This window comes from Aureibaculum algae (genome assembly GCF_006065315.1).
Classification (GTDB): domain Bacteria; phylum Bacteroidota; class Bacteroidia; order Flavobacteriales; family Flavobacteriaceae; genus Aureibaculum; species Aureibaculum algae.
In genome coordinates, this window is sequence record NZ_CP040749.1 from 5,117,954 (window position 1) to 5,132,913 (window position 14,960).

The window sequence follows — 14,960 nt, forward strand, 5'->3', positions numbered from 1 at the left end:
TAACTTTATGAACATTAAAATTTTAAATTGTTAATAGCTTTTGGCAATAATTTAAGAATTAGACCTTTAAACAATTCTACAATTGTTAATCAAATATCAACTAAATCTTATAATAATAATTTGTATTCTTAATTAAAAGTTTAAGAGAAATCTTACGAATACAAACCTAATTTAGTTATCATAATTTGAGATGAATTTATTAACATATAAAAACAAGGTTTTCAACTAAAATTTTAATTATTCTTTACAATAAATTAGTTAACAACAGTTGTTAACAAGCTGTGTTTAGAATTGATTATTTCTTTGATTTATAGTTAGTTTAACTAATAAATTATAGCTCATAAAATGTTAAACAATATTTAACAACTTAATATCAAAATAAAAATTGCATTATTTATTGTAACTATTAACAACATATAATAACAATCATTTCTTTTCTAAAATTTTAAAATAAAAAAAATATAATATAATATATGTTAATAAGTAAAAATTAAAGTTTGGTAAATACAAGTAGGTAAAATTATGTCGTAACTTAATATCTTACTATAAGTGCTACTAAGTAGTTTTTTTACTTTTTTTCACTTTTTATCTAAAATATTGTAAATTAGCGACCTTAACTATGAACTAAGAAAAATTAAACCCCCTATGTTATGAAAAAAAATTACATTATTTTATTATTTTTATGCCTTGTGTATACTGCACAAAGTCAAACAATTACCACAGTAGCAGGTACTGGATCTTCGGGATTTTCTGGAGATGGTGGTTTAGCTACTACAGCAAAATTAAATTTACCATTTAATTTAACTTTTGACAAGTCTGACAATATTTATATTGCAGATACTTACAATAATAGTATTAGAAGAATTGATAAGGAATCAGGTATCATTACTACAGTGGTTGGTACAGCTGATAAAAAACAAGTAAGCGAATTAAAAACCCCAACGGGATTAACATTTGATAATTACAATAACTTATATGTTGCTGATTTAGCTAATTTACGTATTAGAAAGGTAAATTTAGATACGGGTAGTTCTATTACGTTAGTTGGAAAAAAATCAGAAACAGAATTTCCAAATATTAATGAATATTTAGGAGGTCCTTTTAATGTTGTTTTTGACAAGCATGGTAATCTTTATGTTTCTGTAAACGGTGATAGTAATGTTAAAAAAGTTGATTTTACAACGGGTAAGGTAACTATTATTGCAGGTACCGGTGAAGTTGGTTTTTCGGGAGATGGAGGACAAGCGTCTGCTGCTAAATTAGCAAATCCAACAGGTCTAGCTTTAGATGGTAAAGGAAATCTTTTTATTTCTGATAGTGGAAATGAACGTATTAGAAAAATAAATTTATCAACAGGTATTATTACAACTATAGCTGGAACTGGAGAAACGGGATTTGTAGGAGAAAATGTAGATGCAACTAAAGCACAATTAGCAAATCCATTAGGTTTAGCTATTAATAATAATGGAGATTTATTCGTTGTTGATAGAGGTAACAATATGGTAAGAAAAATAGCTCTTTCTACTGGTAAAATTACAACTGTGGCTGGTAATGGTGAATCTGGATTTTCAGGAGATGGTGAATTGGCAAAAGATGCAAAACTATCTAACCCTACTGGTTTAGCTTTTAATAAAACTGGTGAATTATTTGTTGTAGATAGAGGTAATAATAGAATTAGAAAAATATCAGGTTTAGCTTCTGCAGATACTGATGAAGTTTCATTAGAAGCAAGTATTAAAGTATATCCTAATCCAAGTACAGATAAAATAACTATCGATATAAAAGATAACGTTGAATTAAAATATGTTTTAATGTTTGATTCTAATGGTAGTCAGGTAAAAGTGCAATTAAAAGACAAGTCTTTAAATGTTGCCAAATTACCAAGAGGTATTTATGTACTTAGAATTGCAACTTCTGAAGGTTCAACAGAACAAAAGGTTGTATTAGAATAAAAAATAACAATTATTTAATTAAAAGCCTCGATGACTATCGGGGCTTTTTTGTTATATTTCGGCTAGAATAAATAAAGTATGTCAAAAAAGAGATTTCAATATAAAAAGAAAGGTAATGTAGTTAAAGATTTATCTACAAAAATTTTAAAAACATTAAATCAAAATTCAAAACAGTCGTTTAATTATAAACAAATAGCTGCGAGTTTAGATATTACAGATGCTAATGGTAGACAACAAATTATACAAAATTTGGAAGCCTTAAAGCTAAAGGAAAGAATAGAAGAAACTGAAAAAGGTAAATATAAAATTATACAAAACGAACATTACCATGTTGGTATATTAGATGTTACATCTAATAAAAATGCCTATTTTATTTCAGATACTTTAGAGCACGATGCTTTTATACCAACGATAAATTTAAATCGTGGTTTAGATGGTGATACGGTAAAAGTTTATGTGTATAGAAGGCGAAATAATGATAAGTTCGAAGGTGAGGTAACTGAGATTATAGAACGTGCTAAAACTGAATTTGTTGGTGTTTTACAAATGAGTAAAAATTTCGGATTTGTAATACCTGACAACAATAAGATGTATGCAGATATTTTTATATCTAAAAATAATATCGACGGAGCAGAACATGGAGATAAAGTGTTGGCTGAATTGACAGATTGGCCAGATAATTCTAAGAATCCTTTTGGTAAAATTATTACAGTTTTAGGTAAACCTGGAGAACATGATACTGAAATTCATTCCATTTTATTAGAATATGGTCTTCCATATCAGTTTCCTGAAAAAGTTGAGGATGATGCCACTAAATTAGTAACTGAAGTGAGTGCAAAAGATATTTCGGAACGTCGAGATATGCGTAAAACTTTAACTTTTACTATAGATCCTAAAGATGCTAAAGATTTTGATGATGCATTGTCATTTAAAGAACTAGATAATGGTAATTTTGAAATAGGAATTCATATTGCAGATGTATCGCATTATGTGCAACCAGATACTATTTTAGATCAAGAAGCTTATGAAAGAGCAACTTCAGTATATTTAGTGGATAGAGTTGTACCTATGTTGCCAGAAGTATTGTCTAATGGAGTATGTTCTTTAAGACCTAATGAAGAAAAATTAACCTTTTCGGCCGTTTTTGAAATGGACCAAAAAGGACATGTTATAAACGAATGGTTTGGTAGAACGGTTACATATTCAGACCAACGTTTTGCATATGAAGAAGCTCAACATATAATAGAAACTTTTGAAAATACAATTCCTGAGGATATATCGATAACAGGCAAAAGTTATAAAGTAACTGATGAAATTGTAAAGGCAACTTTAAAGTTAGACGAACTGGCAAAAAAACTTAGAAAAAGACGCTTACAACAAGGAGCAATTACTTTTGATAGGGTAGAAGTGAAGTTTAATTTAAATGAAGATGCTGAACCAACTGGGGTCTATTTTAAAGAATCTAAAGATGCTAATAAGCTAATTGAAGAATTTATGCTTTTAGCTAATAAAAAAGTTGCTGAATTTGTAGGAAAAAAGAAAAATGGTACACCTACAAAAAATACCTTTATTTACAGAATACATGATGAACCCAATTCTGATAAACTAGCAGGTTTACAGGAAATTATAAGTAAGTTTGGATATAAAATTAATACCCAAACAAAAGAAACAACTTCTAATTCATTAAACAAGCTGTTAAGTGATGTTCATGGTAAGCCGGAAGAGAACATGATAGAAACTTTAACTATCCGTTCAATGAGCAAAGCAATTTATACTACTGATAATATTGGACACTACGGATTAGCATTTGACTATTACAGTCATTTTACATCACCTATTAGACGTTATCCTGATGTGATGACACATAGATTACTTCAACATTATTTAGATGGAGGAAAATCGCCCGATGCAGCACCTTATGAGAAAAGATGTGAACACTCTTCAGAAAGAGAGATGTTAGCCTCTAAAGCAGAACGTGATTCTATTAAATATATGCAGGTTAAATACATGCAAAATCATCAAGATGAAGAATTTGTAGGTGTGATATCTGGGGTTACTGAATGGGGTATTTATATAGAAATTATATCAAATAAGTGTGAAGGAATGGTGCGTACTCGAGATATTAAGGACGATTATTATATCTATGATGAAAAGCAATACGCTTTGGTTGGACAGTCTACAAAGAATTTATATCAGTTAGGAGATGAAGTTACTGTAAAAGTAAAAAAGACAGATTTAGAACGTAAACACTTAGATTTTTACTTGATAAATGGAAATGGTGATTAAAAATACGCTTTAAGCAAAATAATTATTCTGAAAAAGCGGTTAGTATATACATATACTAACCGCTTTTTAAATTAAAATTAATTTTTTTTATTAAAGTTAAAATAAAAGGTTAGAAATGCAATTTAGTCTTCCGTAGCATTTTCCATATATACTTCAATTGCCTCAAGTTCAAGATGAGATAATTTTGAGACAAAGGTATCAATATTCATCTGCATGATAGCTATTTGATCTTCGTCTGTGTCTACGATAGGTTCAACTTTTCCTTGTAAAAAGTCAGCAATACTTTTTTCTTGCTCATTATACGTTTCTACAATTGTTTTTATTGTAGGACCAACCTCTGAAGGCTGTTTAAAATGACAAGCATCACAAATGTTTTCGTTAAAAAGTTTTTCACCTAACTCTATTTGTATACTCAGATTTTTGTCTTGGGCTGCAGTAAGCTCATTATTTTCTGGTTTTGTTTTTTTGTTTTGACAACTTACTAAAGTAACTATAATCATAACGGCAATTGGAAGGAGATTTTTCATAAATCGTAATTTAGATTTACTCAAATCTAAAGAATGGTAGTTGGACTTGAAATGATATATATCAATTTTTAAAAATGCATGCTGGTTTAATAACTAAAAACGGCATATTTTAGTGACTCAGGTCACTAGCTGTTTATAGTATCTAGTTAATAAAACTATGACTAAATTAAAAACACTGATTTAGAATTGAAACGCCAATATTTTTAGTTACTAAATAGTAATGGCAATTAAATTTTCGTTTTAACAAATAATTATGCACAATTCACGTTTAATTACTACCTTTGTTTTATAAATTTTTAAGAAATGATATCAGCAACAATATTTTTAGGATGGCTAGGCGGTCAAGAAGTTATTATTATTGGGATAATAGTTCTACTACTTTTTGGAGGAAGAAAAATACCTGAATTAATGAAAGGTCTTGGTGGTGGAATTAAAGAATTTAAAAAAGCCACAAAGGATGAAGATGATGATAAAAAGAAAGAAAAAATTACAGATTAATCTATAATCTAAATAAAAAAAAGTCGCAATTTGCGACTTTTTTTATGCAATATAGTAAGGTTTTATTCTTCAATATTTTTATCATTATTCTTTTTTAACTCTGCTTTTTTCATGGCTTCACCAATTTGGTTACTAGCTGTAAAAGAAGCTACCATATTGTTAAGCATATCGCTACCAGCTTGTGGCGAATTAGGTAATAATATTAAGTTAGAATTGGTATGTTCACCAATAGATTGTAATGTATCATAGTGCTGCGTAACCACAATTAATGCCGAGGCTTCTTGCGAATTAATTCCTACTTTATTTAATACTTCAACAGATTCTTCTAAACCACGTGCAATTTCTCTACGTTGGTCTGCAATACCTTGTCCCTGTAAACGCTTACTTTCTGCTTCTGCTTTTGCTTTTTCAACAATTAAAATTCTTGCAGCATCACCTTCATATTGTGCAGCAGTTTTTTCTCTATCAGCAGCGTTAATACGGTTCATAGCTACTTTTACTTGTGCATCTGGATCAATATCTGTTACTAACGTTTTAATTATATCAAAACCATAATCTAACATGGCATCTTTTAATTCTTTTTTTACAGCAATAGCAATATCATCTTTTTTAACAAATACGTCATCCAATTTCATTTTAGGTACTTCGGCACGTACAACATCAAATACATAACTCGTAATTTGATCGTGTGGATACTCCAACTTATAAAATGCTTCATAAACTTTTTCTCTTATAATTACATATTGTACAGAAACTTTAAGTTTTACAAATACATCATCTAAGGTTTTAGTTTCCACAATTACATCTAATTGCTGAATTTTTAAGCTGACTTTACCAGCTATTTTATCTATAAAAGGTATTTTTAATTGAAATCCTGAGTGTCTTATACTTAAAAATCTACCGAATCTTTCAATAATCGCAACAGTTTGCTGTTTTACGATGAAAATTGAGGCGAAAAAAATTATTAATACAATAAAAATATAAGGAATGTATCCAATATATGCTTCCATAGTGTTTTTTGTTTAAGGTTAAAAAGTTTAAGTTGATAAAGTTAATGATAATTCTGTATTTTTGATGGATAAAGTATAAATAATGAAAAAAGTTGTAGGGATTATTGTTGCTATAGCGGCTGTTTTATTAATTGGTTATTTTCTATTTGTTTATTACGCCACTTACAGTGAAGGTTTTAGATCAGGAGAATTGATAAAAATTACGCATAAAGGACTATTATTTAAAACGTGGGAAGGTGAAATAAGCCAAGGTGTATCTGAATCACAACATTTTAGTTTTTCTGTAGAAGGCTCTGAAGATGAGGTTATTCAACAACTAAAAGATATGCAAGGGCAACAGGTAAAATTGACTTATAAAGAGCGTTTTGCCACATTTCCATGGTTGGGTGATACCAAGTATTTTGTTACTGAAGTAGAAAAAACGATTAGAGAATAGCTTATTAGATAAAGATAATATGACATCAAAATTTAAAACATCATCTGATTCTGAGATTATTTTAACAGAATTAATGCAACCAAATTATTCTAATTTTAGTGGTAAAATTCATGGTGGGTTTATTTTGTCATTAATGGATAAAGCTGCTTTTGCCTGTGCATCTAAATATTCTGGACAGTATTGTGTAACGGCATCAGTGAATAGGGTCGATTTTTTAAACCCTATTGAAGTGGGAGAGTTGGTAACCATGAAAGCTCAAATAAATTACGTTGGTAATACTTCTATGGTGGTTGGTATTCGTGTGGAATCTCAAAACATACAAACAGGTGAGATCAAACATTGTAATTCTTCTTACTTTTCTATGGTTGCTAAAGACGAAAAGGGAAAAAATGTAAAGGTCCCTGGGTTAATTATTAGAAATAATAATGAAATGAGAAGGTTTTTAAGATCTATTAAAAGATTAAAATCAAGTAATGAAAGAGATCAAGAATTTAAACTAGAAAATTTTAATCCTGATCTTTATAAAAATCACCTAGATTCTTACAATATTAAATTTCAATATTAATTTTTAATCAAAAGCACAGAACCTAACAAGGTTTAAAAGATTTAGAATAAATTCCCTAACTTATTATTATTAATTTCATGTTAGAGATTCTTTATTGCTCTTTGAATGCGTTCTATAGTGTCTTCCTTACCAATTAAGTTCATTATATCAAAAATATGAGGACCTTGCATCGCTCCGACTAAACTCAATCGTAACGGTTGCATAACCTTACCAAATCCAATTTCTTTGTTTGTAATCCATTCTTTTACAATAGTCTCAATATTATTTGAAGTAAAATCTTGTATTGGGCTAAGCACTGAAACTAATTCATTCATTAATTCTGGAGTACCTTCTTTCCATTGTTTTTTGGCTTTATCATCATAAGATGTTGGGGCAATAAAAAAGAAACTACCTAAGCTCAATAAGTCAGAAACAAAAGTGGCTCTCTCTTTTATTAATGAAACTACTTGTTTGATATAGTTTTTATCCTCTAAATGTTTGGCTGTTTTTTTAAATGATTCCATTAAAATTGGATTGGAATTCATTGCTAAAATATGAAGAGAGAACAAATCAGCTAATTCATCATCATTTTTTAGTTGCAGGTATTGTTGGTTAAACCATTTCGTTTTGTCCGGATTAAATTTTGCACCAGCTTTACTTACATGTTTTAGACTAAAAGAGTTGATAAGTTCTTCTAATGAATAAATTTCTTTTTCAGAACCGCTACCTTCGTTCCAGCCTAATAAAGCTAACATATTAACAACAGCTTCTGGAAAATAACCATCTTCTTTGTATCCACGTGAAACATCTCCGTTATTTCGCCATTCCAATGGAAAAACAGGAAAGCCTAATTTGTCACCATCACGTTTGCTTAATTTACCTTTACCTTCTGGTTTTAGAATAAGAGGTAAGTGAGCAAATTCTGGAGCATCCCAACCAAAGGCTCTATACAATAATATGTGTAATGCCATTGAAGGCAACCATTCTTCACCACGTATAACATGACTTATTTCCATTAAATGATCATCTACAATATTTGCTAAATGGTAGGTTGGCATTCCGTCCGATTTGAACAAAATTTTATCATCCAACACATTGGTATCAATTGTTATTTCTCCTCTAATAATATCATTGAGTAACAACGTCTCATTTTCGGGCGATTTAAAACGAATTACATACTTTTCACCAGAATCAATTCTTTTTTTAACTTCATCTGCATCAAGCGATAATGAATTGTCTAATTTTAACCGGTTATGCCAGTTGTATATAAATGTTTTACCCTTAGCTTCATGGTCTTTTCTATGAAAATCTAATTTTTCAGAAGTATCAAAAGCATAGTAGGCATTACCATTTGCAATTAATGTATCAATATGTTTTTTATAAATTTCTTTACGTTCAGATTGTCGGTATGGTCCGTGGTTTCCACCAATTTCAGGTCCTTCATCAAAAGGAAAATTAAGCCAATTAAGAGCATCTACTATATATTTTTCAGCACCTTCTACATAACGGTTTTGGTCAGTATCCTCAATTCGTAGAATAAAAGTACCACCATTATTTTTAGCAAATAAATAATTGAATAATGCGGTTCTAACACCACCAATATGTAATGGTCCTGTTGGACTAGGAGCAAATCTTACCCGTACGTTGTTAATCATTTCGTTAAAATTAGAGTGCAAAGATAGTATTTGACAATGAAAATGCTATTTTTGAGTTTAAATATCTTTTACTTAAAATTCCAATCTGCTAACGTAGTGGCACTAAGGTTTACTATTAAATTTATAAATGAATAAAAAAACGCTAATAACTTCTATTTTACTCTTGGTTGCTTTTTATAGCTTTTCACAAAATGAAAAACTTGATGATGAGAAGTTGAGCATTAATAAAGGGCGACCCAATTATATTGGAGTTACCATGGGTTTTGGTGCTGGAAACTTTAGAGATTTTGCTACTTCACCACTTATTTATAATGGAAATCCTTTTTATTTATCATTGTCAACATTAAAAATGGACAATAAAAGAGAGACGGAATCTGTGTTTTCTTTTGCTTTTGGCAACTATAATAGTATTTATAACAATCATTCAGCAAGCAGTAATGTTTATATTTTTTCTCTTTTTCATTCAGAGTTGTTTCAACTAAATAAGTTGAGTTCTGAAAAATGGAATGTAAAAATTGGAGGGTTATTAAATGCTACAGCTAATTTGAGATTTAATCCGTCACTTTTAAATAATGATTTTGGTTATGAAATAATCCCAACTTTATTTGGTTCTATGAAAGTTACTAGAGATATAAGTCGCGAAAGAGTAAAGAACAAAAAGTTCTTATTTATAAAATACAAACTAAAATCAACATCAAGAAATTTAGCATTTAAACTGAATGTTGGATTGATAAATAGTGCTTATCGCAATGGTTATGTATATACAGGCCAATCTTCAATTTTAAATGAACTCAAAGCATTTGATGATTATCAATTTAAATTTTTTTCAGGGTTTCGGATGAATACGGTTTTAGATTATACGGTTGCTTTGAAAAATAAGAATAAAATTCAATTTTCTTATTTATGGGATGCTTATAAAACCGGAGGTGATTTTAATAAATTAGAAATGGCTCAGCATACATTTAAGATTACATTATTATTTAATACCAATAATAAATAAGCATATATTAGGTAATTACTGCTTTTCGCTGAAATTTCTCAAGGAAGCAAAATAGAAATGATGTATTTTAAACATTTAAGTAATAGAAAATTTGGAGGTTGGATTAATTTTATTGACATGAAAAAATTAATAATATGTATTGCATTATGTTCACTCTTTTCTTGTGAAAAGGCATTGTTTGAAGAGGATATGGCATCGACTGATCCTAAGGTTAATTTTGAATACTTGTGGAAGGAATGCAATGAAAAATATTCATATTTTGAATTGAAAAACATTGATTGGGATGCAATAAAATCAAAATATGAGGTGAAAATATTTGATGGAATGTCTCAAGATTCTTTATTTAATGTTTTGGGAGCCATGTTAACTGAATTAAAAGATGACCATACAAATTTAATTTCGAACTTTAATGTTTCTAAGTTTGGGGTAAAATATTTAGGTCAAGATAATTTTGATTGGAGAATTATTGAAGATCATTATTTAAACCAAGATTATTATACTTCTGGACCATTTAAACATAATTTTATAGACAATGGTAATATTGGTTATGTGCGTTTTGCATCGTTTCCGGGTACCATTGATGGAGCTAATTTTGGGTTTGTTTTAAATAGATATAAGAATACGAAAGGACTTATTTTAGATTTAAGAGAAAATGGAGGAGGAGCTGTTAGTGATGTGTTTAATTTGTTAAATAGATTTGTTGAAAGTAAGACTTTAATTAATTATTCAAGAATTAAGTCGGGACCTGAACATAACGATTTTTCTGAAGACGAACCGGTTTATATTTCACCTTACAATGGAATAAGATATAAAAACAAGGTTGCGGTGTTAACTGATAGAGGTACTTATAGTGCAGGCTCTTTTACTGCTCTCGCAACTAAGGCACTTCCTAATTTGATGCTCATTGGAGATACTACTGGTGGCGGTTTAGGTTTACCCAATGGAGGACAGTTACCTAATGGATGGTTTTATCGATTTTCTGTAACACAGGCGTTAACATTAGATAAAAATCCTGATTATGAAAATGGTGTTCCACCCGATATAAAAGTACTTTTTAATTGGGGTGATTTAACAAAAGATGAAATTATTGAACGTAGCATCTTAGAATTACAATAAATTTGCGTTTCTTAAGATAAAACAACAATAAGAAAAAAGAAATTTGAATAACTTCAATAACATACAACAAAAATTACAACAGTTCATTAAAAAGTACTATACCAATGAATTGATAAAAGGACTCATATTATTTATATCCTTTGGTTTACTGTATTTTTTAATTACTGTATTTATTGAGTACTTTTTATGGTTGCCACCATTTGCAAGAAGTGTGTTGTTTTTTGTTTTTATTGCTGTAGAGCTTGGTTTATTTATAAAATTTATTGCCATTCCTTTAGCAAAGTTATTTGGTTTACAAAAAGGAATATCTTTATCAGAGGCTTCTTTTATAATAGGTAAACATTTTTCTGAGGTTGATGATAAATTGTTAAATGTATTGCAACTAAATGAGGATAAAAATCAATCAGAATTATTATTGGCTAGTATTGAACAAAAATCCAAAAATTTAGAGCCGATACCGTTTATAAATGCAATCAGTTTCAAAGGAAATATTAAATATCTTAAATATTTATCCATTCCAATTTTAATATGGATTTTTATGTTACTTACAGGTAACAATTCAATATTTAATGAAAGTTTTGATAGGGTAGTTCATTATAAAACTGCTTATGAACCACCTGCTCCTTTTTCTTTTGTAGTATTAAATGATAAGTTGCAAGATGTAGAAGGACAACCATTTAATTTGATTGTTGCAACGGAAGGAAGTGTTGTACCTGAAAATGTAACTATTCATTTCAACAATGAGAGTTATATGTTAAAAGATTTGAATGGTAATTTTACGCATCAATTCAATAACCTAAAGGAACCAATAGAATTTTATTTAGAGGCTAATGATGTACGATCTAGGCCATATCAATTAGAGGTTTTAAGAACCCCAAATGTTACTGGGTTCGAAATGTATATGAATTATCCTGCATATACAGGAAAGAAGGATGAACTTATTAAAAACACAGGTAATGCTGTTATTCCTGAAGGATCTACAGTAACCTGGAATATAACTACAAAAGCGACTGATTCAATGAAATTTGTATCCGAAAAGAGGAATGCATTTACACTGAAGTCTGATAATAATTTTTCTATTTCTAAACGGGTTAGTAATACTTTGAACTATCAAATAACAACCTCTAACCGTGGTTTAAAAGATTATGAAAAACTTGATTATACACTGCAAGTAATTAAGGATGAATATCCGAAAATTGAAGTAAAATCAGATATTGATTCAGTAAGTAGAGGTCCTGTACAATTTGTAGGACAATTGAGTGATGATTATGGACTTAAGAAGCTTCAATTGGTCTATTATGATGTGAAAAATAAAAAAGCATTGCAAATAGCACCGATTAATGTTAATAAATCAACCTTTGAAGAGTTTTACTATATTTTTTCACCTGAGATATTGAAGATTGATTTGGGTAAAGCTTATGAAATGTATTTTGAGGTTTATGATAATGATGGTTCAAATGGGAGTAAGGTAACAAAAAGTCAAATATTTGCTTATTATAATAAAACACAGCAAGAAATTACGGATGATTTACTAAAAGAACAAAAACAGAATTTAGAAGAGCTTAATAAGATAAATAATAATAGTGAAAAACTGAATAAGGAGTTAGATGAGTTCTCTAAGAAGTTAAGAAAGAAGTCTGACTTAAATTGGAATGATAAAAAGGAATTTGATCAGTTTTTAAAAAGGCAAGAGCAGTATAAACAAATGCAAGAAAAACATACTGAAAACTTGAAAGAGAATTTAGATGAACAAGAGCGAAATGATGAAAATGCTGAAATTAAAGACAAAAAGGAAGTGTTAAAAAAACGCATTGAGGAGGTACAAGAACTTCAAGAGAAAAATAATTTGTTAGATCAATTAAAAAAAATGTCTGAAAAGCTTGAAAAAGAAGAGATGTTGAATAAATTGGATAAACTAACAGAACAGAACAAACAAGAAAAAAAGACGCTGGAAAGATTGTTAGAACTATCTAAACGATTTTTTGTTGAGAAAAAGGCAGCACAAATCACTCAGAAATTGGATTCTTTGTCTGGCAAGCAAGAAGAAGAATCTAAAAAAGAAGAAAGTAAAATACAAGATCAAAAAGAACTTAATAAGGAATTTGAATCCATAAAAAAGGATTTTGAGGAATTGAGAAAACAAAATGAAAATTTAGCTCAACCAATGAAATTTCCTGATACTAAACAAGAAGAAAAGATAATTGAAGAGCTGATGGAAAGAGCTAAGGAAAATTTAGAAAATAAAGAAGCTCAAGAGAATAGTTCAAATAAGCCAGATCAAAACGATCAAAGAAAAAAGGATGCTAAGACCAATCAAAAAGCAGCTGCAAAAAAACAAAAAGAATTAAGTAAAAAGATGGGTGGTGCTATGATGGAAATGCAAGGGGAAATGCTTCAAGAAAACATTGATGATCTTAAGGCAATTTTGGAGAATTTATTGACATTTTCATTTGATCAAGAAAAATTATTGGATGCTTTTGATGGTATAGACGCAAGCCATGCAGAATTTCCTAAATTGCTTAGGAAGCAACAGATAATCAAAGAAAACTTTGAGCATATCGATGATAGTTTGTATACACTTTCATTACGTGTACCACAATTAACAACAAAGATTCAAGAGGATTTGGCTGATGCTCATTATAATTTAAATAAGTCTTTAGATAATATTGCTGAAAATTATGTTGTACCGGGTAGATCGAACCAGCAGTACACCATGACCGCTGCTAATAATTTGGCGGATATGTTAAGTGATATGTTAAACAGCCTACAAAACCCTAGTATGGGTCAAGGTAAGGGCAAAGGTGGAAAACCGGAATTTAGTCTTCCTGATATTATTAAGAAGCAAGGAGAGTTACAGGAAAAAATGAAGGAAGGTATGAAGAAGGGAGAAGGAGAAAAGAAAAAGGGTAAGGATGGTGAAAAAGGAAAAGAGGGAGAACCAAAAGGTGGTGACGGTGGAAGTGAACAAATGAGTGGTGAACAATATCAAATTTATCAAGAACAGAATGCTTTGAAGGAGGCTTTAAAAGAAATGATGGGTAAAGATGGAAAAAATGGGGCAAAAGGGCAGAAGGCAATAAAACAAATGGAACAATTGGAAAAACAATTACTAGACAAAGGTTTTAATAATGATGTTTTGCAACAGATGCAGCAGTTGGAACACGAACTTCTTAAGTTGGAGGATGCTCAGTTAGAGCAAGGTAAGGATACGAAAAGAAAGTCGGAAACTAATAAAAATAACTTTGAACAAAGAACGATTCCTGAAATTAAGGGTGATAAACTCTTCTTTAGTAAGGATGAAATTTTAAATAGAGAACCCTTGCCTTTACGTAATAATTATAAAAAGAAAGTGCAACAGTATTTTAAAGAAACAGTAAAAGAATGATAGAATTTAATTATCAAAAGGAGTTTGAATTTAACAATTCAAATGATATAAGTAATTGGTTGTCAGAGGCTATTAGAGAGGAAAGTTACAAAGAGGATGCTATTAATTATATCTTTTGTGATGATGAATATTTATTAGAATTGAATGTTAAACATTTAGAACACAACACGTTAACTGATATAATTACGTTTGATTATAACCTTGGAAAATTGATAAGTTCAGATATTTTTATAAGCATTGATCGAGTGTTAGAAAATTCGGTTAAGTATGCTGTTAAGTTTGATGATGAATTAAATCGTGTTATGATTCATGGTATACTTCATTTATGTGGTTATAAAGACAAGACAAAAGAGGAGAAGCTACTTATGCGAGAGAAAGAGGATTATTACTTATCTTTGCGGACTTTTAAATAATGTAACTCGGGATGTTTTAGATATAATGAATAACACGCTATTCATAAAGTTGATACATTTTAGAGATTTTTAACAGTAACAACAATTATCCCATTGAGGAATAAAGGAACAGATTGTTCCACGTGAAACATACATCAT

General features: G+C 29.6%; 12 protein-coding genes. 9 read left to right on the plus strand and 3 right to left on the minus strand.

Annotated features, from left to right (window positions below; all coding sequences use genetic code 11):
* Nucleotides 1-650 precede the first annotated feature (650 nt).
* Together FF125_RS21645 and rnr are read left to right on the plus strand one after the other, a co-directional pair.
* A complete protein-coding gene (locus FF125_RS21645; RefSeq protein ID WP_138952280.1) occupies nucleotides 651-1,952 on the plus strand; it encodes an NHL domain-containing protein in 1,302 nt (433 codons plus the stop codon).
* A 78-nt stretch (nucleotides 1,953-2,030) separates the two neighbouring features.
* Nucleotides 2,031-4,238, plus strand: a complete 2,208-nt coding sequence (gene rnr, locus FF125_RS21650) for a ribonuclease R (RefSeq protein ID WP_138952282.1) — start codon at nucleotides 2,031-2,033, stop codon at nucleotides 4,236-4,238.
* Between the two features lie 122 nt (nucleotides 4,239-4,360).
* Here the strand turns inward: rnr and FF125_RS21655 are convergent, their stop codons facing one another.
* A complete protein-coding gene (locus FF125_RS21655; protein WP_138952284.1) occupies nucleotides 4,361-4,765 on the minus strand; it encodes a c-type cytochrome in 405 nt (134 codons plus the stop codon).
* A 303-nt stretch (nucleotides 4,766-5,068) separates the two neighbouring features.
* Here FF125_RS21655 and tatA point away from each other — a divergent pair, with 303 nt between their 5' ends.
* Nucleotides 5,069-5,263: a twin-arginine translocase TatA/TatE family subunit gene (gene tatA, locus FF125_RS21660; RefSeq protein WP_138952286.1), complete on the plus strand. Its 195-nt coding sequence runs from the start codon at nucleotides 5,069-5,071 to the stop codon at nucleotides 5,261-5,263.
* A 62-nt stretch (nucleotides 5,264-5,325) separates the two neighbouring features.
* On the opposite strand, the gene FF125_RS21665 is transcribed toward tatA, so the two are convergent.
* Nucleotides 5,326-6,273 carry an SPFH domain-containing protein gene (locus FF125_RS21665; RefSeq protein ID WP_138952288.1) on the minus strand — a complete coding sequence of 316 codons (948 nt, stop codon included), beginning with the start codon at nucleotides 6,271-6,273 and terminating at the stop codon, nucleotides 5,326-5,328.
* Nucleotides 6,274-6,355: 82 nt separating this feature from the next.
* Here FF125_RS21665 and FF125_RS21670 point away from each other — a divergent pair, with 82 nt between their 5' ends.
* Both FF125_RS21670 and FF125_RS21675 read left to right on the plus strand, forming a co-directional pair.
* Nucleotides 6,356-6,709, plus strand: coding sequence for a 6-phosphogluconate dehydrogenase (locus tag FF125_RS21670; RefSeq protein ID WP_138952290.1), 354 nt, complete (start codon nucleotides 6,356-6,358; stop codon nucleotides 6,707-6,709).
* 19 nt (nucleotides 6,710-6,728) lie between these two features.
* Nucleotides 6,729-7,274, plus strand: coding sequence for an acyl-CoA thioesterase (locus FF125_RS21675; RefSeq protein WP_138952292.1), 546 nt, complete (start codon nucleotides 6,729-6,731; stop codon nucleotides 7,272-7,274).
* Between the two features lie 80 nt (nucleotides 7,275-7,354).
* Here FF125_RS21675 and gltX read toward each other — a convergent pair whose 3' ends face one another.
* The gene (gltX, locus tag FF125_RS21680; RefSeq protein WP_138952294.1) at nucleotides 7,355-8,908 is read right to left on the minus strand and encodes a glutamate--tRNA ligase; all 1,554 of its coding nucleotides are present in this window, start codon (nucleotides 8,906-8,908) and stop codon (nucleotides 7,355-7,357) included.
* Between the two features lie 127 nt (nucleotides 8,909-9,035).
* Here gltX and FF125_RS21685 point away from each other — a divergent pair, with 127 nt between their 5' ends.
* The 4 genes from FF125_RS21685 (at nucleotide 9,036) to ybeY (ending at nucleotide 14,822) form a co-directional block, all read left to right on the plus strand.
* Nucleotides 9,036-9,908, plus strand: a complete 873-nt coding sequence (locus FF125_RS21685; protein ID WP_138952296.1) for a hypothetical protein — start codon at nucleotides 9,036-9,038, stop codon at nucleotides 9,906-9,908.
* 117 nt (nucleotides 9,909-10,025) lie between these two features.
* Nucleotides 10,026-11,024: a S41 family peptidase gene (locus FF125_RS21690; RefSeq protein ID WP_175418983.1), complete on the plus strand. Its 999-nt coding sequence runs from the start codon at nucleotides 10,026-10,028 to the stop codon at nucleotides 11,022-11,024.
* Nucleotides 11,025-11,067: 43 nt separating this feature from the next.
* A complete protein-coding gene (locus FF125_RS21695) occupies nucleotides 11,068-14,409 on the plus strand; it encodes a DUF4175 family protein (protein ID WP_138952300.1) in 3,342 nt (1,113 codons plus the stop codon).
* The gene (gene ybeY, locus FF125_RS21700) at nucleotides 14,406-14,822 is read left to right on the plus strand and encodes an rRNA maturation RNase YbeY (protein WP_138952301.1); all 417 of its coding nucleotides are present in this window, start codon (nucleotides 14,406-14,408) and stop codon (nucleotides 14,820-14,822) included. Before FF125_RS21695 ends, ybeY begins: the two co-directional genes overlap by 4 nt.
* The last annotated feature ends 138 nt before the right edge of the window (nucleotides 14,823-14,960 follow it).

Excerpts from the sequence above, each read along its gene's own strand:
- rnr (WP_138952282.1), top strand. The coding sequence starts at position 2,031 with ATGTCAAAAAAGAGATTTCAATATAAAAAGAAAGGTAATGTAGTTAAA.
- tatA (WP_138952286.1), top strand. The coding sequence starts at position 5,069 with ATGATATCAGCAACAATATTTTTAGGATGGCTAGGCGGTCAAGAAGTT.
- FF125_RS21675 (WP_138952292.1), top strand. The coding sequence starts at position 6,729 with ATGACATCAAAATTTAAAACATCATCTGATTCTGAGATTATTTTAACA.
- FF125_RS21670 (WP_138952290.1), top strand. The coding sequence starts at position 6,356 with ATGAAAAAAGTTGTAGGGATTATTGTTGCTATAGCGGCTGTTTTATTA.
- FF125_RS21685 (WP_138952296.1), top strand. The coding sequence starts at position 9,036 with ATGAATAAAAAAACGCTAATAACTTCTATTTTACTCTTGGTTGCTTTT.
- FF125_RS21690 (WP_175418983.1), top strand. The coding sequence starts at position 10,026 with ATGAAAAAATTAATAATATGTATTGCATTATGTTCACTCTTTTCTTGT.
- ybeY (WP_138952301.1), top strand. The coding sequence starts at position 14,406 with ATGATAGAATTTAATTATCAAAAGGAGTTTGAATTTAACAATTCAAAT.
- gltX (WP_138952294.1), bottom strand. The coding sequence starts at position 8,908 with ATGATTAACAACGTACGGGTAAGATTTGCTCCTAGTCCAACAGGACCA.
- FF125_RS21665 (WP_138952288.1), bottom strand. The coding sequence starts at position 6,273 with ATGGAAGCATATATTGGATACATTCCTTATATTTTTATTGTATTAATA.
- FF125_RS21655 (WP_138952284.1), bottom strand. The coding sequence starts at position 4,765 with ATGAAAAATCTCCTTCCAATTGCCGTTATGATTATAGTTACTTTAGTA.
- FF125_RS21645 (WP_138952280.1), top strand. The coding sequence starts at position 651 with ATGAAAAAAAATTACATTATTTTATTATTTTTATGCCTTGTGTATACT.